At 66.1% G+C, this 26,795-nt stretch carries 19 protein-coding genes; 10 read left to right on the forward strand and 9 right to left on the reverse strand.

All coding sequences use genetic code 11. The features are described from left to right. Positions 1-72 precede the first annotated feature (72 nt). From ACQP1T_RS27995 to ACQP1T_RS28005, 3 genes are all read right to left on the reverse strand, one after another. Positions 73-1,239 (reverse strand): alpha/beta fold hydrolase, encoded by a 1,167-nt coding sequence (locus ACQP1T_RS27995; protein ID WP_433756030.1) that lies wholly within the window; start codon positions 1,237-1,239, stop codon positions 73-75. Positions 1,240-1,399: 160 nt separating this feature from the next. Further along, positions 1,400-2,086, reverse strand: a complete 687-nt coding sequence (gene bioD / locus ACQP1T_RS28000) for a dethiobiotin synthase (protein ID WP_433756031.1) — start codon at positions 2,084-2,086, stop codon at positions 1,400-1,402. Beyond that, complete coding sequence (locus tag ACQP1T_RS28005) at positions 2,083-3,231, reverse strand: 8-amino-7-oxononanoate synthase (protein WP_433756032.1); 1,149 nt, start codon at positions 3,229-3,231, stop codon at positions 2,083-2,085. The genes bioD and ACQP1T_RS28005 overlap by 4 nt, the downstream gene beginning before the upstream one ends. Positions 3,232-3,363: 132 nt before the next feature. On the opposite strand from ACQP1T_RS28005, the gene ACQP1T_RS28010 reads away from it, so the two are divergent. After that, positions 3,364-3,684 (forward strand): hypothetical protein, encoded by a 321-nt coding sequence (locus tag ACQP1T_RS28010; RefSeq protein WP_433756033.1) that lies wholly within the window; start codon positions 3,364-3,366, stop codon positions 3,682-3,684. A gap of 4 nt (positions 3,685-3,688) precedes the next feature. Here ACQP1T_RS28010 and ACQP1T_RS28015 read toward each other — a convergent pair whose 3' ends face one another. Next, positions 3,689-4,957 (reverse strand): adenosylmethionine--8-amino-7-oxononanoate transaminase, encoded by a 1,269-nt coding sequence (locus ACQP1T_RS28015; protein WP_433756034.1) that lies wholly within the window; start codon positions 4,955-4,957, stop codon positions 3,689-3,691. Between the two features lie 154 nt (positions 4,958-5,111). Here ACQP1T_RS28015 and ACQP1T_RS28020 point away from each other — a divergent pair, with 154 nt between their 5' ends. The 3 genes from ACQP1T_RS28020 (at position 5,112) to treY (ending at position 10,749) form a co-directional block, all read left to right on the forward strand. Beyond that, a complete protein-coding gene (locus ACQP1T_RS28020) occupies positions 5,112-6,044 on the forward strand; it encodes a bifunctional helix-turn-helix transcriptional regulator/GNAT family N-acetyltransferase (protein WP_433756035.1) in 933 nt (310 codons plus the stop codon). Positions 6,045-6,162: 118 nt separating this feature from the next. Continuing rightward, positions 6,163-8,283, forward strand: coding sequence for a glycogen debranching protein GlgX (glgX, locus tag ACQP1T_RS28025; protein ID WP_433756036.1), 2,121 nt, complete (start codon positions 6,163-6,165; stop codon positions 8,281-8,283). Positions 8,284-8,334: 51 nt separating this feature from the next. Further along, positions 8,335-10,749: a malto-oligosyltrehalose synthase gene (treY, locus tag ACQP1T_RS28030; protein WP_433762394.1), complete on the forward strand. Its 2,415-nt coding sequence runs from the start codon at positions 8,335-8,337 to the stop codon at positions 10,747-10,749. On the opposite strand, the gene ACQP1T_RS28035 is transcribed toward treY, so the two are convergent. Then, positions 10,735-11,919 carry a DUF2235 domain-containing protein gene (locus ACQP1T_RS28035; RefSeq protein ID WP_433756037.1) on the reverse strand — a complete coding sequence of 395 codons (1,185 nt, stop codon included), beginning with the start codon at positions 11,917-11,919 and terminating at the stop codon, positions 10,735-10,737. The genes treY and ACQP1T_RS28035 overlap by 15 nt on opposite strands. Positions 11,920-12,170: 251 nt before the next feature. Between ACQP1T_RS28035 and ACQP1T_RS28040 the strand changes: the two genes are divergently transcribed. Then, a complete protein-coding gene (locus tag ACQP1T_RS28040) occupies positions 12,171-14,867 on the forward strand; it encodes an ATP-binding protein (protein ID WP_433756038.1) in 2,697 nt (898 codons plus the stop codon). 154 nt (positions 14,868-15,021) lie between these two features. On the opposite strand, the gene ACQP1T_RS28045 is transcribed toward ACQP1T_RS28040, so the two are convergent. After that, the gene (locus tag ACQP1T_RS28045; protein WP_433756039.1) at positions 15,022-15,237 is read right to left on the reverse strand and encodes a hypothetical protein; all 216 of its coding nucleotides are present in this window, start codon (positions 15,235-15,237) and stop codon (positions 15,022-15,024) included. Between the two features lie 85 nt (positions 15,238-15,322). Between ACQP1T_RS28045 and ACQP1T_RS28050 the strand changes: the two genes are divergently transcribed. Both ACQP1T_RS28050 and ilvA read left to right on the forward strand, forming a co-directional pair. Continuing rightward, on the forward strand, positions 15,323-15,757 hold the full coding sequence (locus ACQP1T_RS28050; protein WP_433756040.1) for a nitroreductase family deazaflavin-dependent oxidoreductase: 435 nt from the start codon (positions 15,323-15,325) through the stop codon (positions 15,755-15,757). Positions 15,758-15,839: 82 nt separating this feature from the next. Continuing rightward, positions 15,840-17,198: a threonine ammonia-lyase IlvA gene (gene ilvA / locus ACQP1T_RS28055; protein WP_433756041.1), complete on the forward strand. Its 1,359-nt coding sequence runs from the start codon at positions 15,840-15,842 to the stop codon at positions 17,196-17,198. Positions 17,199-17,340: 142 nt separating this feature from the next. Here ilvA and ACQP1T_RS28060 read toward each other — a convergent pair whose 3' ends face one another. Together ACQP1T_RS28060 and treZ are read right to left on the reverse strand one after the other, a co-directional pair. Next, on the reverse strand, positions 17,341-18,591 hold the full coding sequence (locus ACQP1T_RS28060) for a serine hydrolase domain-containing protein (protein WP_433756043.1): 1,251 nt from the start codon (positions 18,589-18,591) through the stop codon (positions 17,341-17,343). Positions 18,592-18,690: 99 nt separating this feature from the next. Next, complete coding sequence (gene treZ, locus ACQP1T_RS28065; RefSeq protein ID WP_433756044.1) at positions 18,691-20,415, reverse strand: malto-oligosyltrehalose trehalohydrolase; 1,725 nt, start codon at positions 20,413-20,415, stop codon at positions 18,691-18,693. 107 nt (positions 20,416-20,522) lie between these two features. Here treZ and ACQP1T_RS28070 point away from each other — a divergent pair, with 107 nt between their 5' ends. The 3 genes from ACQP1T_RS28070 to ACQP1T_RS28080 all read left to right on the forward strand — a co-directional run bounded on the left by ACQP1T_RS28070 (position 20,523) and on the right by ACQP1T_RS28080 (position 23,126). Then, positions 20,523-21,137: a class I SAM-dependent methyltransferase gene (locus ACQP1T_RS28070; protein ID WP_433756045.1), complete on the forward strand. Its 615-nt coding sequence runs from the start codon at positions 20,523-20,525 to the stop codon at positions 21,135-21,137. A gap of 42 nt (positions 21,138-21,179) precedes the next feature. Continuing rightward, complete coding sequence (locus ACQP1T_RS28075; protein WP_433756046.1) at positions 21,180-21,752, forward strand: TetR/AcrR family transcriptional regulator; 573 nt, start codon at positions 21,180-21,182, stop codon at positions 21,750-21,752. A gap of 174 nt (positions 21,753-21,926) precedes the next feature. Next, the gene (locus tag ACQP1T_RS28080; RefSeq protein WP_433756047.1) at positions 21,927-23,126 is read left to right on the forward strand and encodes a Cmx/CmrA family chloramphenicol efflux MFS transporter; all 1,200 of its coding nucleotides are present in this window, start codon (positions 21,927-21,929) and stop codon (positions 23,124-23,126) included. Positions 23,127-23,222: 96 nt separating this feature from the next. On the opposite strand, the gene dnaE is transcribed toward ACQP1T_RS28080, so the two are convergent. Beyond that, positions 23,223-26,774 (reverse strand): DNA polymerase III subunit alpha, encoded by a 3,552-nt coding sequence (gene dnaE / locus ACQP1T_RS28085; RefSeq protein ID WP_433756048.1) that lies wholly within the window; start codon positions 26,772-26,774, stop codon positions 23,223-23,225. Between the last annotated feature and the right edge of the window lie 21 nt (positions 26,775-26,795).

A 26,795-nucleotide genomic window follows, 5' to 3' on the forward strand; every position in this document is an offset into this window, starting at 1 on the left:
ATTGAATCAAGACGAAACCGGCACGCATACGGTTTGCCTTGGCCTGATTCCAACTCGGCATCCGATTCCCACTCAGCGCGGTGCCGCTGCGGAGATCGTCGCGCGCACCTGATCCTGATATCGCTGGATGTACGGCAGGATCTGCTGGTCGATGATCTTGTTGTACTCCTCGGGGCGCTGCATCGGATTGGCGTGCCCGGTATTTCGCGGCATCACGACCAGCAGCGAGCCGTCGACGCCACCTGCCCGCTCGATGAGCACCTGATGGGAGTACTCGACATCCACCACCCGGTCGCTGTCCGGATTGCGCGGGCGGATGAAGACGATGGCGGGGCGCGGTTTGCCCTCGGTGGGCCGGGACAGCGCGCGCAGATCGTTGATCGCACCGCCCGCCACGATCGCCAGGAACTGCGTCTCGATCAGTCCGTTGCTGGCCACGTCTTTGGAGAACACCTTCTCGCGCAACACTTCTTCGACGACATCGCGCAATGGCTCCAGCCGGAATCCGGGCAGCCCATTGGCACCGCGCTCGATGAATCGGTCACGGCGCGCATAGGTTTCGACCGCCAGCCGCAGCGTACGGCTCTCCCGCGCCCCCGGCAGCCAGCCCATCCAGCGCACCATATCCTCACCCGCGCCGCGGCTCTCCGGACGCACCGCATTCAGATCCACCGGCGTGCAGTCCAGGATCACCCCGACCAGGCGTAGGTCGCTGTCGAGGTGGACATGTCGCGCGACCTCGAGCGCGATCACCCCGCCCATACTGTGTCCGACCAGCACGATGTTCTTCAGCCCCGACATCTGGGCGGCGCGGATGATCAGATCCGCGATCACCTTGGTGTCGATACCTTGATTGTCGTATTTGATGGCCCAGACCACGCCCATATCGCTGAGGGCGGGCAGTGCGGCCGCGGTATTGCTGGCATTGAGTCCACCGAGTCCGACCATATCGACCACGACGGTGTCCCAGTCGCGATCGTGCGCGGGGGTGGCGATCGGCAGCACCGCGGGTTCCGTGCGCGCGAGCCGATCACGTTCCGGGGTGACGTCGTGCACCCAGTACTGGGCGAACACGATGAGCCCAGCGAGCAATATCAAGGCGACCCGCAGCAGCGCCAACCTGGTACGACGCAACGTCTGCCACCCGTGCCCGAGACGAGTCTCCCGAAGCCGAGCCCTCCGTCGCGCGTCATCCCAGTCCGAGACGGTGGACGGGTGCCGATCGTCCAACGGCGACATCTATCCCACTGTAGGTACGGTTCGCGAGTGCTGCCAGGCGAGTACGCGCGGCCGTCACCGAGCCGCAGGCGATCATATTCGCCGACAAACCTACGACCAGCAGATCGAGGTCGCAGAACTGCGCACAGCTCGAGCGCTGGAATCCGGCGACCAACCGACCTCAGAGACCTACCAGCCCAGCGAAGTCCAAACCCGGAGTAAACCAACCCGGTGCGGCGGCAGCGAACCGCTCACGATCCCACGCCCCCGCACCCGCGGGCACCGCACCGACCAACTCCACTCCCGTAACCCGAGGCAGATCAGTGCGATTGCACACTTCGGCCAGCCCCGGCGAATCGGGCCAGGAGCCGATCACCAGCCCCGCACAGCGGACGCCGGCGGATGACAGTGCGCGCGTGGTCAATTCGCTGTGGTTGAGGGTGCCGAGCCCGGCGGCCGCGACCACGAGCACCGGATCATCGAGCTTCTGCGCCAGCTCGAGCAGCGTGAATTCGCCGAGCCGGACCAGCAATCCGCCCGCCCCTTCGACCAAGGTCAGGTCGGCATCGGCGAGCGAATCGATGGCGGCGGCGGTTTCACTCAGTGTCAACAGCGGCTGCCCGCACCGTTGCGCGGCGGTATCCGGAGCCAGCGGATCGGGATAGCGGGCAATCTCGACCGTTCGGGTCACACCGGTGAGGCGTTCGACGTCGGCGAGATCGCCGGGCTCGCCCGGTGCCATACCCGTCTGGGCCGGTTTGCACACGGCCACCGACCGATCGGCCGCCAACGCGGCGGCGGCGAGCGCGGCGGTCACCACGGTCTTGCCGACCTCTGTCGATGTACCGGTCACGAACAGCACACTCATGCGCTCACCAATCCACGCGCCTGCGCCAGCACCTCGCCGAGCACCGTTGCGATGGTGTCGAGTTCGCTGGGAGTCAGATTCGCCCGTGCGGTCAGCCGAAGCCGCGATGTCCCCTCGGGCACCGTCGGCGGACGGAAGCAACCGACGTCGAGTCCACGTTCGCGGCATGCCTGCGCGGCGTCATAGGCGACCTGCGCCTCGCCGAGCACAACCGAGACAACCGCCGAATCCGGTTCCGCCACACCGGCAATGCGTGCGATATCGGCGGCTCGCTCCAACACCCGGCCCGCCAGCTCGGGCTCGCTACGCAATATCCGCAGTGCCGCCCGCGCCGCACCGACGGCGGCGGGTGCGAGTCCGGTATCGAAAATGAATGTGCGCGCCGCATCGATCAGATGCGCACGCACCCGCTCGCTCGCCAACACCACACCACCCTGTGCGGCAAGGGCTTTCGACAAGGTCGCGGTCACGACGAGATCCGGTTCCCCCGCCAATCCGACCTCGTGCACCAGCCCGCGCCCACCCGCGCCGCGCACACCGAGCCCGTGCGCCTCATCCACAATCAACACCGCACCATTGGCCCGGGTGACCCGATGCAACTCGGCCAGCGGCGCCAGATCACCATCGGCGCTGAAGACCGAATCGGTAAGTACCAGCGCCCGTTGCTCGCTGCGCTCGGCCAGCAACCGCTCGACCGCCGTGACATCGCGATGCGCGGCGATCTCCACCCGTGAGCGCGAGAGTCGGCAGGCATCAACCAGCGAAGCGTGACTGCCCGCATCGGAGACGACCAGCGCACCCCGCCCGGCGAGTGCGGTCACCACCCCCAGATTGGCGGCATAGCCGGAGGCGAAGACCAAACCGGCCTCGGCGCCGACGAATTCGGCGAGTTCGGTCTCGAGCTGCTCGTGTTCGGCCGTGGTCCCGGTGACGAGTCGGGATCCGGTCGATCCGGTGCCCCAGCGGCGCACGGCGGCGATCGCGCCCTCGATCACCTCCGGATGACGCACCAGCCCCAGGTAGTCATTGGAGGCGAGGTCGATCGACGGCGACTGTGCCGCACGGGGTCGCAGCTCACGGCGCAACCCGGCGCGCACGCGCTCGGCGGCACGTTCGTCAAGCCAGCGCAACGGATCGGTAGTCACAGCTCCGCAGCATACTTGAACACCGTTCAGGGCGCCTGCCCAGGGTCAGGTGCGGTACCGTGGGAGCCAATCGTTGTAGGTCGCCACCGACCAACGGTGGCGCGGCATTTCCGCCAAAGGGAGCAGGGCCGAATGCCACGGTGGGCGATAGTCGTCGAAGAGACAACAGGTTCCGGCGAGCACAAGCGTTGGTCGCCTCGGGTACTCGCGGAGGTGGTCGGCACTCGCGAACAGGCCCTGACCAAATTGCACTCGCTCGTGCCCACTTTCACCCCGCAGCATCCGAGACTTCCTGGCCGCCGGATCCTGCTGCGCGACGGCGACAACTATCTGCTGATCGCCTGCGGCTGGGCCGACGACTACCACTGTGTCTTCCGGGTCTGGGAGATCGTCTCCGACACCGACCGTCCCGAGAGCGCGGGAACCGAACACCGCATCCACAAACGCGCGTGAGGCATCAGGCCTGGGCGGCGGCGACCATTCCGGCGGTAATGAGTTCGATGTCCTCGGTCGTGCTGATGAAGGGCGGCATGGCGTAGATCAGATCGCGGAACGGGCGCAGCCAGACGCCCGCTTCGACGGCGGCGTGCGTGGCCTTGCGCATATCCACCGGATGATCGAGTTGCACGACACCGATCGCGCCGAGCACCCGCACATCCGCCACCCCGGGCAGCGAACGCGCCGGGGCCAGACCGGTTTCCAGTTCCGATTCGATCCGGCTCACCTCGGCGCGCCAATCCCGTTGCAGCAGTAGCTCGATCGAGGCCACGGCAACCGCGCAGGCCAGCGGATTGCCCATGAAGGTCGGACCGTGCATGAGCCCGCCGTGCTCGGCGCTGATGGTCTGCGCGATCCGTGAGGTACACAGCGCCGCGGCCAAGGTCAGATATCCACCGGTGAGCGACTTGCCGACACACATCACATCCGGACTCACCCCGACGTGATCGGCCGCGAAAAGCGCTCCGGTGCGCCCGAATCCGGTCGCGATCTCATCGAAGACCAACAGCACCCCGTACTGGTCGCTCAGGCGCCGCAGATCGGTCAGATACCGCGGATCGTGCCAGCGCATCCCGCCCGCGCCCTGCACGACCGGCTCCACGATTACGGCCGCGAGCTCATCGGCATGCTCGGCCAGCAACCGCTCGAACTCGGCCACATACTCGGCCGAATACTCGCGCGGCGGCGCCGGGGCGAAGATCTGCTCGGCGAGCACATCGGTCCACAGTGCGTGCATGCCCCCCTGCGGGTCGCAGACGCTCATCGGGGTGAAGGTGTCGCCGTGATACCCGCCGCGCCAGGTGAGCAGCCGCCGCTTCTCCGGCTTATCCGCCGCGCGCCAGTACTGCAGGCACATCTTCACCGCGACCTCGACCGATACCGAACCGGAGTCGCACAGGAAAACCTTGTCCAGACCGGCGGGCGTCAGCTCGACGAGCAGTGCGGCCAGCCGGGCCGCCGGTTCATGGGTGAGCCCGCCGAACATCACATGACTCATCCGCTGCGACTGCGCCACCAGCGCGGCATCCAGCACCGGATGCCGATAGCCGTGGATGGCGGCCCACCACGAACTCATCCCGTCGACCAGCTCCCGACCGTCGGCGAGGGTGAGCCGGGTTCCGGAAGCACCGGAAATCACCAGCGGTTCGGTCGTCGCGGGAAAGCCGCCGTAGGGATGCCAGACATGTTCGGCGTCGATGGCGGTGATTTCGTCGGGGGTCAATGCCACAGGATTCCTCGCGGTCGCGTGACAGCCCAGCAGGGGGCTTGAACGGTGTTCAAGTTACCACTCGAGCTGCGCGCGCACGATCCCCGGTCCAATGTGCGCACCGATGCGAGCATTCCGACGTATCCTTTGACTCAGTCAAAGATTGGGAGCCGCCGTGACCACCGTTGCCGCCGCCGATATCGACGCCGTGCGCGAATTCAACCGCCGCTACACCCGAGTCATCGGGGTACTGCGCGAGGGCCTGCTGGACAGCGAATATTCGCTCACCGAAGCGCGAATCATGTTCGAACTGGCCAACTCCGGCGCCACCGAGGTCGTCACCCTGCGGCGCACGCTCGACTTGGACCCCGGCTATCTGAGCCGCATCCTGACCCGCTTCGAAAAGGACGGACTTGTCCAGCGCAATCGCTCCGAAATCGACGGGCGACGCCAAGAGGTCCGGCTGACCGAACGTGGCAGGGAGATCTTCGCCGTGCTCAATCGGCGCTCGAGCGCCGAAGTCGGCTACCTGCTCAATGCGCACAAACCGGCCGAGCGCGCGCGACTGATCACCTCCATGCGCACCATCCAGCGCATTCTCGACGGACCGAGCCAAGGCGAATTGGTGCTGCGCGCCCCCAAACCAGGCGATTACGGCTGGGTCATCCATCGCAATGCCGCGCTCTACGCCGCCGAATACGGGTGGGACACCAGCTACGAGGCCCTCGTGGCCCGCATTGTCGCCGACTATCTGGACGACCACGACGAGCACCGCGAACACGCCTGGATCGCCGAATACGACGGCGAACCGGTGGGCTGCGTGTTCTGCGTCGCGGAGAACGAGACCACGGCGCGCCTGCGGCTACTGCTCGTCGAGCCGACCGCGCGCGGCCTGGGCGTCGGCTCCGCGCTGGTCGAGCGTTGCGTGCGATTCGCCACCGAGGTGGGCTACCGCGACATGGTGCTGTGGACCAACGACATCCTCACCTCGGCACGGCATATCTATCAGCGCGCGGGTTTCGAACTCGTGGAATCGAATCCGCACCACAGCTTCGGCCACGATCTGGTCGGCCAGACCTGGCGACTGGTACTGCCGCCGCGGCAATGAACCGGGATTGCCACGCTACCGGCGGAGCTGCCTCGAAACCGGGCCCGACCAGGTCTGACTCGCCCCGGTCGCAACCACCCGCACGGCGGGCGATCCGGCTGGCGCTAGTGTCGTTGACATGGCTCAGCCCGACGCAGCGCCCGGTGAGGTGACACCCCTCGGTGTCTGGCCCGGAACCGCCTACCCATTGGGCGCGACCTACGACGGCGCGGGCACCAATTTCTCGGTGTTCTCCGAGGTTGCCGACGCGGTCGAGTTGTGCCTTATCGCCAGGGACGGCACCGAAACCCGAGTGCCGTTGGAAGAGGTCGACACCTACGTCTGGCACGCCTATCTGCCCACCATCGGACCGGGCCAGCGCTATGGCTTCCGGGTGCACGGCCCCTACGATCCCGAGCACGGATTGCGCTGCGATCCAAGCAAATTGCTGCTCGATCCCTACGGCAAGGCCTTCGACGGCGAATTCGACAACGACTCCGCGCTCTACACCTACGGCCAGGATTCGCTGGGGCACACCATGACCGGCGTGGTGATCAACCCGTTCTTCGACTGGGGCGCCGACCGTCCGCCGAATCGGCCCTACCACGAAACGGTTATCTACGAGGCGCACGTCAAGGGCATGACGATGACCCATCCGGATATTCCGGAGGAATTGCGTGGCACCTACGCGGGTATCGCGCATCCGGCGATCGTGGCACATCTGAAGGAACTCGGCATCACCGCGATCGAGCTGATGCCGGTGCACCAATTCCTGCACGACCGCGTCCTTTTGGATCAGGGCCTGCGAAACTACTGGGGCTACAACAGCTTCGGCTATCTCGCCCCGCACAACGAATATGCCGCCAGCCCGCGCGGCGGCGCGGCGGTCACCGAATTCAAGGCCATGGTGCGAGCGCTACATGCCGAGGGCATCGAGGTGATCCTCGATGTCGTCTACAACCACACCGGCGAGGGCAATCACCTCGGGCCGACCCTGGCCTTCCGCGGTATCGACAATGCCGCCTACTATCGCCTGGTCGACGAGGACCCATCGCACTACATGGACTACACCGGCACCGGTAACAGCCTGAACGTGCGCCATCCGCATACCCTGCAGCTGATCATGGACTCGCTGCGGTACTGGATCCTGGATATGCACGTCGACGGCTTCCGCTTCGATCTCGCCGCCACGCTTGCCAGGGAACTGCACGATGTGGACCGGCTCTCCACCTTCTTCGATCTGGTGCAACAGGATCCGGTGGTCAGCCAGGTCAAACTCATCGCCGAGCCGTGGGATGTCGGAGAGGGCGGCTACCAGGTCGGCAATTTCCCCGGCCAGTGGACCGAATGGAACGGCAAGTACCGCGACACCGTTCGCGATTACTGGCGCGGCGAACCCGCCACCCTGGGCGAATTCGCCTCCCGGCTCACCGGATCCTCGGATCTGTACGAGGCGACCGGGCGCAGGCCGAGCGCGAGTATCAACTTCATCACCGCGCACGACGGCTTCACGCTGCGGGATCTGGTGTCCTACAACGACAAACACAACCAGGCCAATGGCGAGGGCAATCGCGACGGCGAAAGCTACAACCGCTCGTGGAACTGCGGGGTGGAGGGACCCACCGACGATCCCGAGATACTCGCATTGCGCGCCAAGCAGAGTCGCAATCTGCTGGCCACGCTGGTGCTCAGTCAGGGCACCCCGATGCTCGCGCACGGCGACGAGATGGGGCGGACACAGCAGGGCAACAACAATGTCTACTGCCAGGATTCGCCGCTGGCCTGGATGGATTGGTCGCTGATGCAGACGAATTCGGACCTGTTCGAATTCACCAAGCGGGTGATCGCACTGCGCACCGCGCACCCGATATTCCGACGCCGCCGCTTCCTTGCCGGCCGACCGATCCGCTCGAAAGATCATGCCCGCGATATCGCCTGGCTCACCCCGGCGGGTGAGGAGATGACACCCGCGGACTGGGACAGCGGCTTCGGCAAATCGCTGACGGTATATCTCAACGGCCTCGGCATCAACGAACCCGGCCCACGCGGTGAGCGCATCACCGACGATTCGTTCCTGCTGTGCTTCAACGCCCACGACAGCGGCCTGGACTTCGCGCTACCGAACTCCGACTACGGCGCGCAATGGGCTGTCGCACTGGATTGTTCGGCACCCGACGGCCGCGCCGATGCCACCTATCCGGCGGCGAGCACCATCGCCGTCCCCGCCCGCTGTCTGCTCGTCCTCCACTGCCCCGCATAACCGAAACCGCCGATGACCGAGACGCCGAAGATCGAGACGCGCAAGTCCGATATGCAGACCCACCACACCGATCCCATCTCCCGCGGCCGCACTCCGGCCCGACAGACACCGGTCCGCAGCACCTACCGGCTCCAGCTGCGCCCCGACGCGTTGACCTTCACCGATGCCCGCGCCATCGCGGAATACCTACAGCAGCTGGGTATTTCGCATCTGTACCTGTCGCCGATCCTTACCGCGACGGTCGGCTCGACACACGGTTACGACGTCACCGATCCCACCACGGTTTCGGCGGCCCTCGGCGGCCCGGCCGGACTCAAGGCGCTCGCGGACGAAGTGCGCAGCCGCGGTATGGGTTTGATCGTCGACCTGGTGCCCAACCATGTCGGTGTGGCCGATCCCCGGCAGAACCCGTGGTGGTGGGATGTGCTGCGCAACGGCCGTGAATCGCAGTTCGCGCACTTCTTCGATATCGATTGGAGTGCGGGCAACGGCGCGGGCGGTCGGCTGGCGCTGCCGGTGCTGCAGAGCGAAAACGATCCCGCCGCGCTGACGGTGGACCGAACCGGTTCGGAACCGATGCTGGCACTGCACGATCTGCGCTTCCCCATCGCGGCGGGCACCGACGGCGACAATGCGCTGCGCATCCACGACAAGCAGCATTACCGGCTGGTCAGCTGGAAGGCCGGGTTGTGCACCTACCGGCGGTTCTTCGCGGTCGGCAGCCTGGCCGCGGTGCGCCAGGAGGATCCCGAGGTCTTCGAGATCACCCACCGCGAGCTGGCCGCATGGTGCGAACACGATCTGATCGACGGTGTCCGGGTCGACCATCCGGACGGATTGTCCTATCCCACCGCGTATTTGACGAAGTTGCGTCGGCTCATCGGCCCGCACCGGCTACTACTCGTGGAAAAGATCCTCGCCAACCGCGAACCGCTGGATGCGACGCTGCCGGTCGACGGCACCACCGGTTACGACGCCCTGTCCGATTACGGCGGCGTGCTGATCGACCCCGACGGTGAGCAGACGCTGACCGAACTGTCGCGCAAACTCGCCGGACACGGCAGCGACCGCGCCTGGATCGGCGAGACCGAACATCGCATCAAACGCGCGGTGGCGGAGAATATTCTGGCCCCGGAGATTCGGCGCCTGGTCGCCGCGATCAAGCGCGACGCGCATGCCGAAAGCTTCGATACCATGGCATTGACCAATGCCACCATCGAGGTGCTTGCCTTCATGCCGGTCTACCGGGTGGATTACGCGCCGCTGGCCGGTATGACCGGCGCGGTGGTCGCCGAGGTGGAGAAGCGCAATAGCGAGCTGACGGCGCCGCTGAGCGTGCTGGTGGCGGCGCTGGCATCCGACGGGGAGGCGGCGGTTCGATTCAGTCAGGTCTGCGGTGCGATCACCGCCAAGGCCGTCGAGGACACCATGTTCTATCAGGCGGCGCGGCTGGTATCGCTGCAGGAGGTGGGCGGCAATCCGGCCCGATTCGGCCACTCGCTCAATGAATTCCACCTCTCCAATAGCGAACGCGCGCAACGCTGGCCGGCCACCATGACCACGCTGTCGACACACGACACCAAGCGCGGTGAGGATGTGCGGGCCCGGATCGGGGTGCTGTCCCAGGCCGCGGAGACCTGGGCGCGTGCCGTCGAATCCTGGCAGGAGATCACTCCCGGTCCCGACGGTGCGACGACATTGTTCCTGTTGCAGAACATGTTCGGCGTCTGGCCCGCCGATGGCCGCCCCGCGTCCTCGGTGGCCGGGCTGCGCGAGCGACTGCATCTGTTCGCGGAGAAGGCGATTCGCGAGGCCGGTGTGCACACCTCCTGGGAGGAGCCGGATGCCGAATTCGAGACGAAGGTGCACGGCTGGCTGGACGCGGTGATCGACGGACCGGTCGGCTCCGAAATCGGTGATCTGGTGCACGAACTCGCCCCGCACGCCTGGTCGGATTCGCTGTCACAGAAACTGCTTCAGCTGTGCGGACCCGGAATTCCCGATATCTACCAGGGCTGCGAGCTCTGGGAGGACACGCTCGTCGATCCGGACAATCGCCGCCCGGTGGACTTCGCGGCCCGTGCGGGACTGCTGCAATCGCTCACCGGCACACCGGCTTTGGACACCACCGGCGCGGCGAAGATGTGGATCGTCGCCTATGCGCTGTGGTTGCGCCGCGAACGTCCGGACTGTTTCGTCGGCGGCACCTACCTGCCCCTGTTCGCCACGGGCGAGCAGGAGAGCAGACTGGTCGCCTACGCGCGCGGCCGGGCCGGGGAGACGCCCGAGGTGATCGTGGCCGCCACCCGGCACAGCCTCGGTCTGGCCGAAACCGGGTGGGCCGATACCACTTTGGAACTACCGCAGGGCAATTGGACCGATCGGCTGACCGGCCACACCTTCCAGGGCCGGGCCCGATTGGAAAAGCTGTTCGCCCGGCTGCCGGTGGCGCTACTGGTGCGCTGAGGGCTCCTCCGGCGCAATGGCCGTTACCGTGCCGGTCTTCTCGATCAGCGTCTCGGGGACCATCCCGTCATTGTCCTGCAGCCAGCGCCGCAGATTCGCGGGGCGGTAGTCCGTGGCGTCCTGCACGGTGGAGGCCAGGCGCACGCCACGATCACCCTCGGTGTACAGCCGCCGCCAGGAGTCCCAGTAGAACCGCGGGTTGCGCGGCTGGCGAATGGTGCGCAGCACATTGAGGATTCGGTATCCGATGCCGAGCGAGCGATGCAATTCCATATGCTTCGCACCCGCGGTCGCGCACCGCTGGGACAGCCCCTCCAACCGGTCGCGGTCGAAGGCGAGCCCGACCGCCTCGGCCTGCTCGACCATCCATTGCAAGGTGATATCGGAGAGTCCGCACTCCTGGTAGCCGCCGCCGATATCGCTGTGCACGCCCTCGAACCAGACCTGCTTCACTCGGTCGTAGTCGTGGGAGTACTTCACATCCGGTTCGATCGGCACCTCCCAGAGGCATGGTTCGAAATTGCGCCGCCGCTCGTCGAGCGCCAGCGCCTGCCGCGCGCAGTAGACATTGCGTCCGAGCTTCACATCGTGGAACCGGTGCCGCAGCGAGGTCAGTCCGGGCACGCCCAGTGCGCCGACGGTATCGAAGACCCCGATGAAGTCGATCTTGGCCGGGGCGTCCCAGCAGTTCTGCTTGCGGAAGTCGATCCACTCCTGCGGTTCCTTCGGATCCGGGTTCTCCGGGGTCCGCGCCGGCGCCGGCTGATGGTGAATTCGCAAGGCGTCCGGGTACTTTCCCTCGATCATCGCATCCGGTGTCATGATCCCGATGCGGCCGATCAGACCGGCCAGGCTACGAGCGGTGAACGCACCGCGACTGAAGCCGAAGATGTAGATCTCGTCCCCCGGCTGCCAGTTCAGTGCCAGATGCCAGTACGCGGAGGACAGATTCGCCTCGAGTCCGAGTCCGAACGCACCACCCATCAGACGGTCGGCGAGGAAACCGCGGGCACCCGGCCCGGATACGTAGCTGACCCACTGCTGGATCGGCTCCCCCGACGGTCCCGGCGCCTCGTACCGGATCGTCTGCGCGATCTTGATGATATTCGATACCGTGCTGCTCGATTCGGCCTTCCAAGTGCCGTCGCAGCAGACCACCAGTCGTTTCATGGATGAATCCTCCGCCCCGATTACCGTCGAATCCTGCGTACTCGACTACCCGAATCATCGATGCGGCGGCTGCGGATGTTAATGAAAATGTTGTCTTTCAACGCAAAAGCCTGCGGCGAACGGGATTTTCGCGAGTATCCTAGCGCGGCTACAACCAGGTGGGGTCGCCGAAGACCGCGATCGGTTGCCGTCGAAGCGCCGATGAAACGGGTGTCGGTCACTCGGACTCGTTCGACGGTTACGGTGGGCAGATGCTCCACGGAAGAGAAGTCGAACAAGCTCGGATCGATCGGCTTCTCGAGGCGGCTCGCGCCGGACGCAGCGGGGCGCTCGTGGTGCGCGGGGAGCCGGGGATCGGTAAGACGGCGTTATTGGATTATGCGGCGGCGCAGGGGATTCCGGCGGTGCGCAGTGCCGGAATCGAGTCCGAGGCGGAGTTGCCGTTCGCGGGGCTGCATCTGCTGATCAAGCCGGGAATGGCACTGGTGGACGGGTTGCCCGCACCGCAGCGGGATGCGCTGCGCGGTGCGTTCGGTCTGGCTCAGCATGATCCGACGGATCGGATGTTGATCGGGTTGGCGGTGCTGTCACTGCTGGCCGAGGAGGCGGCCGAGGGGCCACTGCTGTGTTTGATCGATGACGCGCACTGGCTGGATCGGGCGACAGCGGAGACGCTGCTGTTCGCGGCGCGGCGACTCGATGCCGAAGGTGTGGTGATCATCTTCGCGACGCGCACCGGCGAGCGGGATTTCCCCGCGCCCGGCCTGCCCGAACTCAGGCTGACCGGCTTGGCCCAGGAGTCGGCGGCCGCGCTGGTGGACAGTCGCGGTCCGGGGCTTTCACCCGCCATCCGGTACCGGTTGCTGGCCGAGGCGAGCGGCAATCCGCTCGCGCTGCTGGAGTTGCCCGCGGTTTTGGCCGCCGAGGACGCCGAATCGGGTCACGGGCCGAATCCCCTGCCGCTGACCCAGCGGCTCCAGGTGGCATTTCACGGCCAAGTGACCAGACTGCCCGCGGCCACCCGGACATTGCTCCTGATTGCGGCCGCGGCGGGTACCAACGATCTCAGCACGGTGCTGCGCGCCGCCGATGAGCTCGGGGCGCGGCTACCGGACCTACAGCCCGCCGCGGACACCGGGTTGGTCGTCAGTGACGGCGTGAGCGTGAATTTCCGCCACCCCCTGCTGCGCTCGGCCGTCTACCAGGGTGCGCCGCTGACGCAGCGGCTCGCCGCGCATGCCGCCCTCGCCACCGCGCTGACCGAGCCCGAGGATGCCGACCTGCGCGCCTGGCACTTGGCCTCGGCGGCGACCGGACCGGATGAGACCACCGCCGCAGCGCTCGAGGACACGGCCGATCGGGCACGGCGGCGCAGCGGCTATTCCGGGGCCGTGGCCGCCTACGAACGCGCCGCGGGTTTGAGCACCGACGCCATCGCCCGTGTCCGGCGGCTGGTGGCGGCCGCCGAAACCGCCAGTGAGGCGGGCCAATTGGACCGGGCGAGCCGACTGGCCGATCGCGCGGCCGGATTGAGCACTGACCGAATGCTCGGAGCCCGACTGGATCTGGTGCGCGCCACCGCGGAATTCGGTGCTGGCAAACCACTCTCGGCGCACCGGCTGCTGCTCGCGGGCGCCGATCAGGTGCGTACCGACGATCCGGCCCGAGCCGCGCGTATTCTCATGCAGGCGGTGCATACGGCCTGGTACCTCGGCGCACCGGAACTCGCGGAGATCGCCGCGCACATCAACACATTGGACCTGCCCGACACCGAACCGATGACACCCATCGCCCGATACACGGTCGCGGGCATAGACGGCAGATTCACCATCGACCTGCGCGACGCGGCCGCCGCCGCCCGCCGCAACGGCGCCGACAGCCCGCGCGATCTGGTGCAGATGTGCGGTGCCGGGCTGGTCGTCGGGCAGGACGAGCAGGCCGCGGAGCTGGCGCAGACCCTCATTGCCGAATGCCGCGACCAGGGCCGCATAGCGCTGCTGCCGACCCTGCTGTTCTTCCGCGCCGAGACCGAACTGTTCCTCGGCCGACCGCGCGAGGGCCGCATCGCCGCGCTCGAAGGGCTGCGGATCGCCCAGGATATCGGGCAGCGGCATTGGATCAGCCAGATGTCGAGCTACCTCGCCTATCTGGCGGCGTTGGAGGGGCGTGAACAGGATTGCCGAGAGTTCGTCGATCGTGCCCTCGCCGAGGAACTCGGTGGTGCGGCCGCGCCGGGCGCACCGTGGACGCTGGCGGCGCTCGGCGTGCTCGATCTCGGGCTCGGCAAGGTCGACGGTGCACTGTCCCGGCTGGAGTTGCTGACCGTGGAACCCGCCCGCCACCATGTGATCGGTCTGCGCGCCCTACCGGACCTGATCGAGGCGGCGGTACGCATGGGCAGTCCGGAGCGAGCGGGTGACGCGCTGGATCGGCTTCGCGGCTGGGCCACGGCCTCGCGACAAGAGTGGGTCACCGCGCTCGTCGAGCGCTGTCTGGCTTTGGCCGGGCCGGAAGCCAAGGCGGAGAGCCACTTTCAAGCCGCACTCGAACGCGGCGGACGTCCCTTCGAACAGGCCAGGACCCAACTGCTCTTCGGTGAATGGCTACGCCGCAACCGTCGAAAGACCGAGGCGCGCAACCACCTTCAGCCCGCCCTGGAGACCTTCGACCGCCTCGATGCGACTCCGTGGGCCGACCGCACCCGCACCGAACTGGCCGCCCTCGGCGTCGGCAGCACAAGCCGCCCGACTACCGGCGTCCTCGCCCGCCTCACCCCGCAGGAACTCCAGATCGTCCGCCTCGCCGCCCAAGGAATGTCCAACCGCGACATCGCCGCCCAACTCTTCCTCAGCCCCCGCACCGTAGGCCACCACCTCTACAAGGCCTATCCCAAACTCGGCGTCCTCTCCCGCACCGAACTCCCCAGCCTCCCCCTCGACATCGCCTAAGTCTCGATCAAGATCAGGTGGCACTGGTGGCGGGGCCTCTCGGCCGATGCCGCCACCAGTGCCACCTGATCTTGAAATAGGATGGCGTCCATGGCCACGTCGGTCTCGAGCGACCATTCGACCAAGAGCCACTCGGCGGCAGTGCGCGCCCGGACTACGCCCGCCGGTGCGCGCCTACTCGGCCGACGACCCAGCGGCCGGTTCCGACAGCGGCGGCGACCAACACGGCGACCTGCAGCGATCCGGTGATCAGTGCGAGGACCAGGCAGATGACCAGCCCGAGGGCGATCGCCTCGAGTTTGTACATCGGCCACGCGCTGCCAGCGATATCTACCGCCGTGGGGCGGGCCTGAAGGGGGACCACTGCCATGTCGTCAGGCTACACGGATGAGGAAGTTCGGGCTACCTAACATTTCGCGGGGAACAGAGGCGGGCTTCGCGTTGTTGCGGGTGTCATGCCATTGACAGGTGAGTACGCACCGAGCACATCCGATTGGGCCCGTGAGCAGGCCGAGTTGATCGAGAATTCCGGCGGCACCGAGGGCCTGACGCTGCAGGGCAAGCCCGTCATCGTGCTGACCACCAAGGGCGCGAAGACCGGGCTGCTGCGCAAGACCGCGCTGATGCGGGTCGAGCACGACGGCGAATACGCTGTGGTCGCTTCGTTGGGCGGCGCGCCGAAGCATCCCGTCTGGTACTGGAATATCAAGGCCGAGCCGCATGTCGAGCTGCGAGACGGCACCGTGAACAAGGACTACACCGCGCGCGAGGTCTTCGGCGAGGAGAAGGCGCTGTGGTGGGCGCGCGCGGTCGAGGTCTGGCCCGATTACGCGAACTATCAGACCAAGACGAACCGTGAGATTCCGGTTTTCGTCCTGACTCCGCAGTAGCTCACGCCGGTAAACCGATCGTTTGCCCTCCGACTCCCACCCGCCGCGTCCGCCCGACGCGGCGGGTGGCAGCATATTTCGAGTGTCCAATCCGCTTGAACTTCTCGACGACCAGTCCACATCCCGTCCCGCGCTGACCGCGGACGAGATCGACGCCGCCGCCAAGCGAATTGCCGACATTATCGAGGCCACCCCGCTGCAGCACAGTCCCCGGCTTTCCGCGCTGACCGGGGCGCAGGTCTATCTCAAGCGCGAAGACCTCACTGCCGTGCGTTCCTACAAGCTGCGCGGTGCCTACAACCTGATCGTGCAGCTCACCGCGTCCGAGCGAGCCGCGGGCGTGGTCGCGGCAAGCGCCGGTAATCACGCCCAAGGCGTGGCCTTCGCCTGCAATGCGATGGGCATCCAGGGTCGCATCTACGTGCCGACCACCACGCCGAAGCAGAAGCGCGACCGCATCCGGGTGCACGGCGGCGAGTTCGTCGAGCTGATCGCGGTCGGCGAAACCTACGACGCCGCCGCCGCGGCCGCCGTCGAGGATGTCGAGCGCACCGGCGCGACCATGGTGCCGCCGTTCGACGATCCGCGCACCGCGGCCGGCCAGGGCACCATCGCGCCCGAATTCCTGGAACAGCTCGGCGGCCGGACGCCGGATCTGGTGGTGATCCCGGTCGGCGGCGGCGGTTGCCTGGCGGGTATCGGCACCTATCTGCGGGAGCGCTCGCCGAGCACCGGCATCCTCGGTGTCGAACCGGCGGGCGCGGCCTCGATGACCGCCGCGCTGGTCGCGGGCGGTCCGGTGACGCTGCCGGGGATCGATCCATTCGTCGATGGCGCCGCGGTGCGCCGGATCGGTCAGCTGCCCTATGCGGCGGTCGCCGGATTCGGCAGCCGGGTGGTCTCGCACGGTTCGCTGCCGCTGCTGACCGCGACCGAATCGCCAAGGGGCGCGGGCTCTTTCCGCATGATGCAGGTCGACGAGGGCGCGATCTGCACCACCATGCTCGAGCTGTACCAGAACGAGGGCATCATCGCCGAACCCGCGGGCGCGCTGTCGGTGACGGCGTTGGCCGAAATCGCCATCGAACCCGGTTCGACGGTGGTGTGCCTGGTCTCCGGTGGCAATAACGATGTGTCCCGCTATGGCGAGATCATCGAGCGCTCACTGGTGCACCGCGGACTCAAGCACTATTTCCTGGTGGACTTCCCGCAGGAGCCGGGCGCACTGCGCCGCTTCCTCAACGAGGTGCTCGGTCCCGACGACGACATCACCCTGTTCGAATACGTCAAGCGCAACAACCGGGAAACCGGTGCCGCACTGGTCGGTATCGAACTCGGTGCGCCGGAGGGGCTCGGCCCGCTGCTGCAGCGGATGGAAGAGTCGCCGATCCAGTGCGAGCGGTTGGAACCGGATTCCCCGGCCTACCGCTACCTCACCTGAGCGTCGACCGCCGAGGTCTTCGCCACCGGCCGCGCGGACACGGTCCGCGCGGCCGCACTGTGCGCCCGGTCAGAACTCCGCCGATCTCTCTTCCGTCGTCAGCACGCTCGGCGCTGCCCGGCAGGTGATGGCGGATCGTCGATTACGCGGCCTCGGGCGTCTCCACCGGTACCGCGGACCGGCGGGTCGTACGCAGGCCCTGCATGACCATCGGCAACAGCCAACCAGCCGTGGCCTGGTCGAAGCTCAGCTGCGCGGCCGAGAGGCGGTTGTGTACGAATCCGACGGACAGGCCGAGGCGGGGTTCGGCCCAGCCGAAGGAGCCGCCGAGGCCGATGTGGCCGAAGCCGCCGTATGCGCCGGGCATCGGCAGTGAGTGGTAGCCCAGACGCCACAGCATCGGCGCGTAGAACAGGGCGCGGTCGAGTCGGAAGGTCCGAATTCGACTGAGCGCCTTGATGGTCTGCGGTGTCAGGTACGGCACGCCGCCCGCCATACCGCCATTTGCCAGCGCGCCGTACATGGTGGCCAGGGCGGGGGCGGTGCAGACGCCGTTGCCCGCACCGAGTTCGGTATCGAGGATCGGCGGCATTTCGCCCTCCAGGATGGTCTCCAGTCCGGGCAGGAATAGGCACCGCGCAGCCGCGCCGAGTGCGCCCGGCAGACCATAGCTGCGACCCAAAAACCTTGTACTGACCGGCTTTCCGATCAGACTGAGCTGAGACCCCGCCAGCGGCGCATAGACGGTCGAGGATTGCGCGGACGGCTTGCCGAGATGCAGGCCGTCGATGCCGAGCGGCTCGGAAACCTCGGTGCGGAACAGCTCCGCCATCCCCTGGCCGGTAATGGCGCGAGCCAATCCGGCCAGCAGCCAACCGAAGGTGAGTGCGTGATAGGCGGGGGTGCCGAGCAGGCGATCGGGTTTCGCGGCGGCGAGGCGCTGCTCCATCAACTGGTAGTCGAGCACATCCTCGAGTCCGGCCGCGATCGGGTTGAGGCCACCGAGTCCGGCGCTGTGCGTCATCACCTGACGAATGGTGATATTGCCCTTGCCGTTCTGGCCGAACTCGGGCCAGTACTCGGCCATCGGCGCTTCGTAGTCGAGCAGACCGCGATCGGCCAGCCGGTGGATAACCGTTGCGGTGATGCCCTTGGTGGCGGAGAAGATGATCGTGCCGGTGTCCTGGCTCCACGGCTTGTCACCCGCGCTGCCGGTCCAGATGTCGACCAGCGGCTCACCGCGCAGATGTACGGCCAATGCGCCGCCCGCCCCCCGACGGTGCCCGAAGACCTTCGCGAATGCGCGTACCAATGGTGCGAATTCGGCGGCGGCGCTGCCACCCATCCCATCGGGGAGATTCGCTAGATCCCCGGATGGAGCCACGTTGCTCATATTTCAACGGTAATAGCGCTGGTCACACTCGGCAATATTGTGTCTCGGACAGTTACATTCAGCAGGTTTTCGGCAATCGCTGTCCGAGCTGGGGTTCCACTATGTACCCGCGAGTATCACGAACGAATGGCCCGGTATCTCCGTCGCGGAGACGCCTTCGGTCGCGGGTTCCCACGACAGCAGCGAAAGTCCGGCGAAAGGCACGGTGACCTGCTCTTCGGAGAGATTGCACAGCAAAGTCAGCGGGCCGCGGCGCACCGCGATCCAGCGAGCGTTCTCGTCGTAGTCGACAGATAACTGTGTGAGCCACGGGTCCGTTATCTCGGCCCGCTCGCGTCGCAAACCGATCAGCTTTCGATAACAGGACAGCAGTCGTACGTGGCGATCATGTTCGAGTTCGGACCAATCCAGCTTCGACCGGAGGAAGGTTTCGGGCTCCTGCGGGTCCGGCACATCGTCGCTGTCCCAGCCGTGTTCGGCGAATTCCGCCTTGCGGCCGGCGGCGGTGGCGGCCGCGATCATCGGATCGGTATGCGATGTGAAGAACTGGAACGGGGTGCGCGCGCCCCACTCCTCCCCCATGAACAGCATGGGCGTATATGCCGAGAACAGCACCAGCGCGGCCTTGATCGCCAGCTGTCCGTCGGTCAGGTAGGCGCTGGGCCGGTCACCGATCGCCCGATTGCCGATCTGATCGTGGGTGCAGGTGTAGGCGAGCAAAGCACTCGCCGGGATGAGTCGAGTATCGATCGGACGGCCGTGGATCCGACCGCGGAAGCTGGAATAGGTTCCGGCGTGGAAGAATCCGCGTGTCAGTGTCTGAGCAAGACAGCGCAGCGAACCGAAATCGGCGTAGTAGCCCTGACGCTCACCGGAAACCGCGGTGTGCACCGCGTGGTGCAGGTCGTCGTTCCATTGGCCGGTCAGGCCGTAACCACCCGCGGCGCGTGGAGTGATGAGGCGGGAATCGTTGAGGTCACTCTCCGCGATCAAGGTCAGTGGCCTACGCACATGGGCGGCAAGGGATTCGGTATCGGCGGCCAGTTCGGCGAGCAGGTGGGTGGCGGTGCGGTCGACGAGTGCGTGCACCGCGTCCAGGCGCAGGGCGTCGATATGGAAATCGCGCAGCCAGCGCAGCGCATTCTCGATTATGAAGCGGCGCACCGGATCCGAGGCTGGACCGTCCAGATTGAGGCTTTGACCCCAGGTATTGCGCCCCTCGGTCAGATAGGGCGCGAAACGGGGCAGATAATTGCCGGAGGGTCCGAGATGGTTGTAGACGACATCGAGGGCGACCGCCAAACCCTGTGCATGGCAAGCGTTCACGAAGCGCTGCAAACCATCCGGCCCACCGTAGGGCTCGTGGACCGCATACCAGAGCACACCGTCGTAGCCCCAATTGTGGCTGCCGTCGAAGGCATTGACCGGCATCAACTCGACCATGGTGACGCCGAGTTCGACGAGATGGTCGAGACGCTCGACGGCGGCGTCGAAGGTGCCCTCCGGGGTGAAGGTGCCCAGATGCAGCTCGTAGATGATCGCACCGGCCAGCGGGCGGCCGGTCCAGCCCGCATCGGTCCACCCGGCCGGATCGAGGGCGTGTACCGCCGATCGGCCGTGCACGCCGTCGGGCTGCCGCACCGAGCGCGGGTCGGGCCGGACGGTCGGATCGTCATCGAGCAGATAGCCGTAGCGCGTGCCCGGTACCGCGAGCACTTCGGCCCGCCACCAACCGTCGCCGGACCTGGTCATCGGATGCACGGCGCCATCGACCTCGATACGCACCCGTTCCGGTCGTGGAGCCCATACCTCGAACAAGGTCACCGAGCCAGCATCGCATGTCGCCGGACAGTCGGCCCGTCGACATCGGACCCGCCCTTTCGACCGGCTGACCATTGCCTGCGGCACACGGACCCTGACAGAGTGAGTGCGTGGGCATCTACAACGATCAGGTCGTACCGCGGCTGGTGAATCTGGTCTGCGGGGCCAAGATGAACAATCCGCAGCGCGAGCGCGCCTGCGCCGGGCTGCACGGACGCGTGATGGAAATCGGCTTCGGATCGGGGCTGAACATCCCCTTCTACCCGGCCGCCGTCGAGTCGGTCAGTGCCGTGGAACCCGCCGACCTCGGCTGGCGTCTGGCGGATAAGCGCCTGGCCGAGGCGACCGTGCCGATCGAACGCGCCGGGCTCGACGGTCAGTCGCTGCCCTTCGCCGATAACAGCTTCGACTCCGCACTCTCGACCTGGACGATGTGCACCATTCCGGATATCGCGGCCGCGCTGGCCGAGGTGCGCAGGGTGCTCGTCCCCGGCGGGACGCTGCATTTCGTCGAACACGGGCTCGCGCCGGATCCGGGCGTCCAGGCATGGCAGCACCGGTTGAATCCGATCGAGAAGGCGATCGCGGGCGGCTGCAATCTCGATCGCGATATTCGCGGCACCGTCGAGCGCGCCGGATTCGAAATCCGCGAGCTCGACGAGTTCTACGCGGACGGACCGAAGTTCCTCGCGGCGCTCTCGCTCGGAACCGCGGTCTCACCGTAGCCATATTGGACTGACTAGTTCAAAATATGCTAGCGTGCACCCATGGCACGACCGAAGGCATTCGACGAGGACCGGGCGGTGGACGCGGCCATGCGGGCGTTCTGGGCCGCGGGCTACGAGGGCACCTCGACCCAAGACCTCTGCGAGGCAACAGGTTTGGGTCGAAGCAGTATCTACAACACCTTCACAAGTAAGCACGAGCTGTTCGATCGGGCACTGCGGCGATACATGAGCAGCAAGAACGCCTCGATTTTCGACGTGCTCGACAGCGATCTCCCCGCGCGGGCGAAAATCCGCACGCTATTGCGCCAGACCATCGACGCACCGGCCGACGACCCCATCGGCTGTCTGGTGGTCAACTCGACGGTCGAGTTGGCGCCGCGCGATCCGGATGTGGCGGCGACATTGCGCGCCGACCTGGAGCGCAGGCTCGACGCATTGACCACGGTTATCCGGGCGGGTCAGCGGTCCGGCGAGATCGATGCGAGCAAAGACGCCCGCACGCTGGCACATTTCGTGGTCACCACGATCAGCGGTATGCGCGTCGCGGCGCGCGGTGGAGCCGATAAGGACACCATGGAGGCGATCGCGACAACAGCATTGAGCGTGCTCTGACGCCGACCTCGGCCACCACCCACGCCGAACCAGCAGCGCACACCGGCGCGACTCATCCAGCACAGCGTTCGACACGTGCCACGCTGCCCGACTCAGGGTGCTGCAGGTTGAGCGATTCAGCTTCTTTTTGTCTCAATTTTGAACTGATCAATCCAAAACTGGAAAGGGCTCCCGATGCCATTCGCCGTCTACATACTCGGGCTATCCATCTTCGCCCAGGGAACCTCGGAGCTCATGCTCTCCGGCCTGCTCACCCAAATGGCCACCGACCTGGGTGTCTCCATCCCCCGAGCGGGCCTGCTGATTTCGGCATTCGCACTGGGCATGCTGGTAGGCGCGCCCGCTCTCGCCGTGCTCACCCTGCGCTGGCCGCGCCGCACCGCGCTGCTGGCCTTTCTCGGGGTGTTCATCGCCGCGCATGTGGTGGCCGCGCTGACCCCGGGCTACTGGGTGCTGTTCGGAACCAGGGTCGTCGGCGCATTCGTCTACGCCGGATTCTGGGCGGTCGCCGCGACCACGGCGCTGGGTCTGGTGCCCGAGAACGCGCGCGGTCGGGCGATGAGCATTGTCGCGGGCGGACTGACCGTGGCCAATATCGTCGGGCTCCCGGCGGGCACGGTGATCGGCCAGCATCTGGGCTGGCGGGCCGCGTTCTGGACGGTCGCCATCCTGTCCGCGCTGGCCATGGCCGGGGTGGCGGCCGAGATTCCGGCCGGACGCCCCGCCGAGGTGCCGAACCTGCGCCGCGAACTACGTACCATGATCAACCCGCGTCTCTGGCTGTCCTACAGCACAACCGCGCTCTCGACCGGCGCGCTACTGGTCACCTTCGCCTACCTCGGCGCACTCATGGCCCGCACCACCGGCATCGCGGAGACCTGGATTCCCTTGGTGCTCACGCTGTATGGCATCGGCGCCCTGATCGGCATCACGCTCGGCGGGCGCGCCGCCGATGCCCATCCATTCCGCCTACTGACGATCGGCATGATCGGGGTGATCAGCATCTCGGCAGTGCTGGCACTGACCGCAACCATGCCCGTACCCGTCGTAATCCTGGTATTCCTATTGGGCGCCTTCGGATTCGCCACGAATCCCGCACTGAACACTCGGGTGTTCGCGCTGGCCGGGGCTGCGCCGACCCTCGCGACAGCGGTCAACTTCTCCGCATTCAATGTCGGCATCACCGTCGGCCCGTGGCTCGGCGGGCTGGCCATAGGCGGCGGCCTCGGCTACCCGTCGGTCGGCTGGATCGGCGTTGCCCTCGGCCTCGCGGCACTGGCCACCGTCGCATGGGCGGCCGCGCTACACCGCCGGGCCCAGCAGGTCGAGGCGGTCAGCCCGGCGGATCACGCAATGGCCGAACTTACTGTCTGAACGCATAGCCGAAGGTGGAAATCATCGCCTTTATCGGCGTGCTCCTCGTGCGCGGGATCGCCGACAATCGGCGACGCTACCGATCCAGCCGTAGCGCTAATTCGCGAGGCAACCTGGACCGAGCAGGGCCTTCAGGTCACCCATCAGGGCCGAGGACGGTGAAACCCGCAGGCTGTCATCCAATTTCCACAATGACGTGTTGTCGCGGGCGCCCACATGGCGGACGTGGACGTCCGCGGTGCCCGGATGTCTGGACAGGATGCGCTTGAGTTCGCCGATCTTGTCCGGCGTGCACAGGCGGGTCGGCATGACGACCGCCAGCGGCTTGGCCACACCGATCGAGGAGAGGTCGGGGACGGCGAGATCGTTGGCGATCAAGGAGATCCGGTCATCACGCACCGACACCCTGGCCTTCACCAGCACGACCGCGTCCTCCACCACGTCCGCGCCGTACACCGAATAGGCCTGCGGGAAGAACAAGACCTCGATACCACCGGTCAGATCCTCGATCTGCGCCGAGGCCCAGGCCAGGCCGTTCTTATTGATGCGACGGTTGACCGAGGCGAGGATGCCACCGATGGTCACCTGGGCGCCGTCCTTGATATCGCCCTCGAGAATGGCCGGAATCGCCGTATCCGCCTGTGCCGCAAGCACATGTTCGACGCCGTTGAGCGGATGTCCGGATACGTACAGGCCCAGCATTTCCCGCTCGAGCGCCAGCTTGTGCTTGGTCTCCCACTCTTCGTCGGGCACCTTCACATTGAAGACCGAGGCCACCGAATCGTCGCCGTCGTCCAGTCCGCCGAACAGATCGAACTGGCCGATCGCCTCGGCCTTCTTGGTGGACATCACCGCATCGATGGCATCGGAATGCACCAGCAGCAGACCCTTGCGCGGATGTCCGAGCGAATCGAATCCGCCTGCCTTGATGAGGGATTCGGTGACCTTCTTGGTGCAGGCGATGGCGTCGATCTTGTTCAGATAGTCCGAGAAATCGGTGAACTTCGACTTCTCCTTGCGCGCCTGAATGATCGAGGAGACGACATTGGCACCGACATTGCGCACCGCGCCCAGGCCGAAGCGGATGTCCTTACCCACCGAGGCGAAGTTCATCTCGGACTCGTTGACATCCGGCGGCAGCACGGTGATGCCGAGGCGGCGGCAATCGGACAGGTAGACCGCGGCCTTGTCCTTATCGTCGCCGACGGAGGTGAGCAGGGCCGCCATATATTCGGCGGGATAGTTCGCCTTGAGATATGCGGTCCAGTAGGAGATCAGGCCGTAGGCGGCGGCGTGCGATTTGTTGAACGCGTAACCGGCGAACGGAAGGATGGTGTCCCACAGCGCCTTGATGGCCGCCTTGGAATATCCGTTGGCCTGCATGCCCTGCTCGAAGCCCTCGAACTCCGCGGCCAGCACCTCGGCCTTCTTCTTACCCATCGCGCGGCGCAGAATATCTGCTCGACCGAGCGAGTAGCCGGCCACTTTCTGCGCGACGTGCATGATCTGCTCTTGGTAGACGATCAGGCCGTACGTTTCACCGAGGATTTCCTTGAGCGGCTCCTCCAGCTCCGGATGAATCGGCTTGACTTCCTGCCGGTTGTTTTTGCGGTCGGCATAGTCGTTGTGCGCGTTCATGCCCATCGGGCCGGGGCGATACAGCGCGCCTACGGCGACAATGTCCTCGAACGCGGTCGGCTGCATGCGGCGCAGCAGATCGCGCATGGGCCCACCATCGAGCTGGAACACGCCGAGAGTTTCACCGCGGGAAAGCAATTCGTAGGTGCGCGAATCGTCGAGCGGCAACCGGTCCATATCCAGGTCGATGCCGCGGTTGGCCTGGATATTCTCCAGCGCGTCACCGATCACCGTCAGGTTGCGCAGACCGAGGAAGTCCATCTTCAGCAGGCCGATGGCCTCACACGACGGATAGTCCCAGCCGGTGATGAGCGCACCGTCCTGGGGCCGCTTCCAGACCGGGATCGCATCGGTGAGCGGATCACAGGACATGATGACCGCGCAGGCGTGTACACCCGCGTTGCGGATCAGACCCTCGAGACCGCGCGCCGTTTCGTAGATCTTGGCGACATCCGGATTGTTCGCGATGAGTTCGCGAACCTCGGCGGCCTCCTTGTACCGCTCGTGCTCCGGGTCGGTGATACCGGAAACCGAGATGTCCTTGGCCATGATCGGCGGCGGCAGCGCCTTGGTGATCTGGTCTGCGATGGCGAAACCGGGCTGACCGAACAGCACTCGCGCAGAGTCCTTGATGGCGGCCTTGGTCTTGATGGTGCCGAAGGTGATGACCTGGGCGACCCGGTCGGCGCCCCACTTCTCACTCGCGTAGCGGACCATCTCACCGCGGCGGCGATCGTCGAAGTCGATATCGATATCGGGCATCGATACGCGCTCGGGATTGAGGAAGCGCTCGAAGAGCAGACCGTGCGGAATCGGGTCGATATTGGTGATGCCGAGTGCGTAGGCGACCAGCGAACCGGCCGCCGAACCACGGCCGGGACCGACGCGGATACCGACCTCGCGGGCGTGGTTGATCAGGTCGCCGACGACGAGAAAGTAGGCCGGGAAGCCCATCTCCAGGATGACGCCGATTTCGTATTGTGCGCGGTCCAGATACTCCTGCGGCGCGCCGTCCGGGAAGCGACGGCGAAGTCCGAGGTCGACCTCGTGGCGCAGCCAGCTGGCCTGGTCGTGGCCATCGGGCACCGGAAAGATCGGCATCCGGTCGCGGTGCTGCCACACCTCGTCGTAGGACTGCACCCGCTCGGCGATCAACAGGGTGGAATCGCAGGCGCCGGGCACCTCCATATCCCAGATCGCCCGCATCTCCTCCGCGGACTTCAGGTAGTAGCCGTCGCCGTCGAACTTGAAACGCGTTGGGTCGCTGAGTGTTTTACCGGTCTGGATGCACAGCAGCGCCTCGTGATTGGTCGAGGCGTCCTTGGTGACGTAGTGGCAGTCGTTGGTGGCCAGCGGCCGGATCCCGAGCTTCTTGCCGATCTCGAGCAGCCCCTGGCGGACCCGGCGCTCGATGGACAGGCCGTGGTCCATGATCTCGAGGAAGAAATTGTCCGGTCCGAAGATCTCCTGCCATTTGGCCGCGGCCTCCAGTGCCTCGCGGTCGTGGCCGAGGCGCAGCCGAGTCTGCACCTCGCCCGAGGGGCAGCCGGTGGTGGCGATGATGCCCGCGGCGTGCTCGGCGATGATCTCCTCGTCCATGCGCGCCCACTTGCCGAGCTGACCTTCCAGCGAGGCGAGCGAGGACAGCTTGAACAGGTTGTGCAGACCGGTCGCGTTCTCCGCGACCATGGTCATATGCGTGTAGGCGCCGGAACCGGAGACGTCGTCGCCCTTCTGGCTGGGATCACCCCACTGCACGCGCTTGGTGTCGAACCGGGAACCCGGTGCGATGTAGGCCTCGATGCCGATGATCGGCTTGATGTCGGCCTTCTTGGCGGAGTTGTAGAACTCCGACGCCCCGTACATATTGCCGTGGTCGGTCATCCCGACCGCGTTCATGCCCAGCCGCTTTGCCTCGGCGAAGAGCGGAGAGATTTTGGCCGCACCATCGAGCATGGAGTACTCGGTGTGATTGTGCAGGTGAACGAACGATCCGGACGAGGCGGCCAAGACGGTCCTTCCTCCCAAGGT

The sequence above is a fragment of the Nocardia sp. CA-135398 genome, assembly GCF_050955845.1.
Lineage (GTDB): Bacteria > Actinomycetota > Actinomycetes > Mycobacteriales > Mycobacteriaceae > Nocardia.

What these genes read in the sequence shown, in the direction of transcription:
- ACQP1T_RS27995 (WP_433756030.1), bottom strand. Translation starts at nt 1,239, where the DNA reads ATGTCGCCGTTGGACGATCGGCACCCGTCCACCGTCTCGGACTGGGAT.
- bioD (WP_433756031.1), bottom strand. Translation starts at nt 2,086, where the DNA reads ATGAGTGTGCTGTTCGTGACCGGTACATCGACAGAGGTCGGCAAGACC.
- ACQP1T_RS28010 (WP_433756033.1), top strand. Translation starts at nt 3,364, where the DNA reads ATGCCACGGTGGGCGATAGTCGTCGAAGAGACAACAGGTTCCGGCGAG.
- glgX (WP_433756036.1), top strand. Translation starts at nt 6,163, where the DNA reads ATGGCTCAGCCCGACGCAGCGCCCGGTGAGGTGACACCCCTCGGTGTC.
- treY (WP_433762394.1), top strand. Translation starts at nt 8,335, where the DNA reads ATGCAGACCCACCACACCGATCCCATCTCCCGCGGCCGCACTCCGGCC.
- ACQP1T_RS28035 (WP_433756037.1), bottom strand. Translation starts at nt 11,919, where the DNA reads ATGAAACGACTGGTGGTCTGCTGCGACGGCACTTGGAAGGCCGAATCG.
- ACQP1T_RS28040 (WP_433756038.1), top strand. Translation starts at nt 12,171, where the DNA reads ATGCTCCACGGAAGAGAAGTCGAACAAGCTCGGATCGATCGGCTTCTC.
- ACQP1T_RS28045 (WP_433756039.1), bottom strand. Translation starts at nt 15,237, where the DNA reads ATGGCAGTGGTCCCCCTTCAGGCCCGCCCCACGGCGGTAGATATCGCT.
- ACQP1T_RS28050 (WP_433756040.1), top strand. Translation starts at nt 15,323, where the DNA reads ATGCCATTGACAGGTGAGTACGCACCGAGCACATCCGATTGGGCCCGT.
- ACQP1T_RS28060 (WP_433756043.1), bottom strand. Translation starts at nt 18,591, where the DNA reads ATGAGCAACGTGGCTCCATCCGGGGATCTAGCGAATCTCCCCGATGGG.
- ACQP1T_RS28075 (WP_433756046.1), top strand. Translation starts at nt 21,180, where the DNA reads ATGGCACGACCGAAGGCATTCGACGAGGACCGGGCGGTGGACGCGGCC.
- ACQP1T_RS28080 (WP_433756047.1), top strand. Translation starts at nt 21,927, where the DNA reads ATGCCATTCGCCGTCTACATACTCGGGCTATCCATCTTCGCCCAGGGA.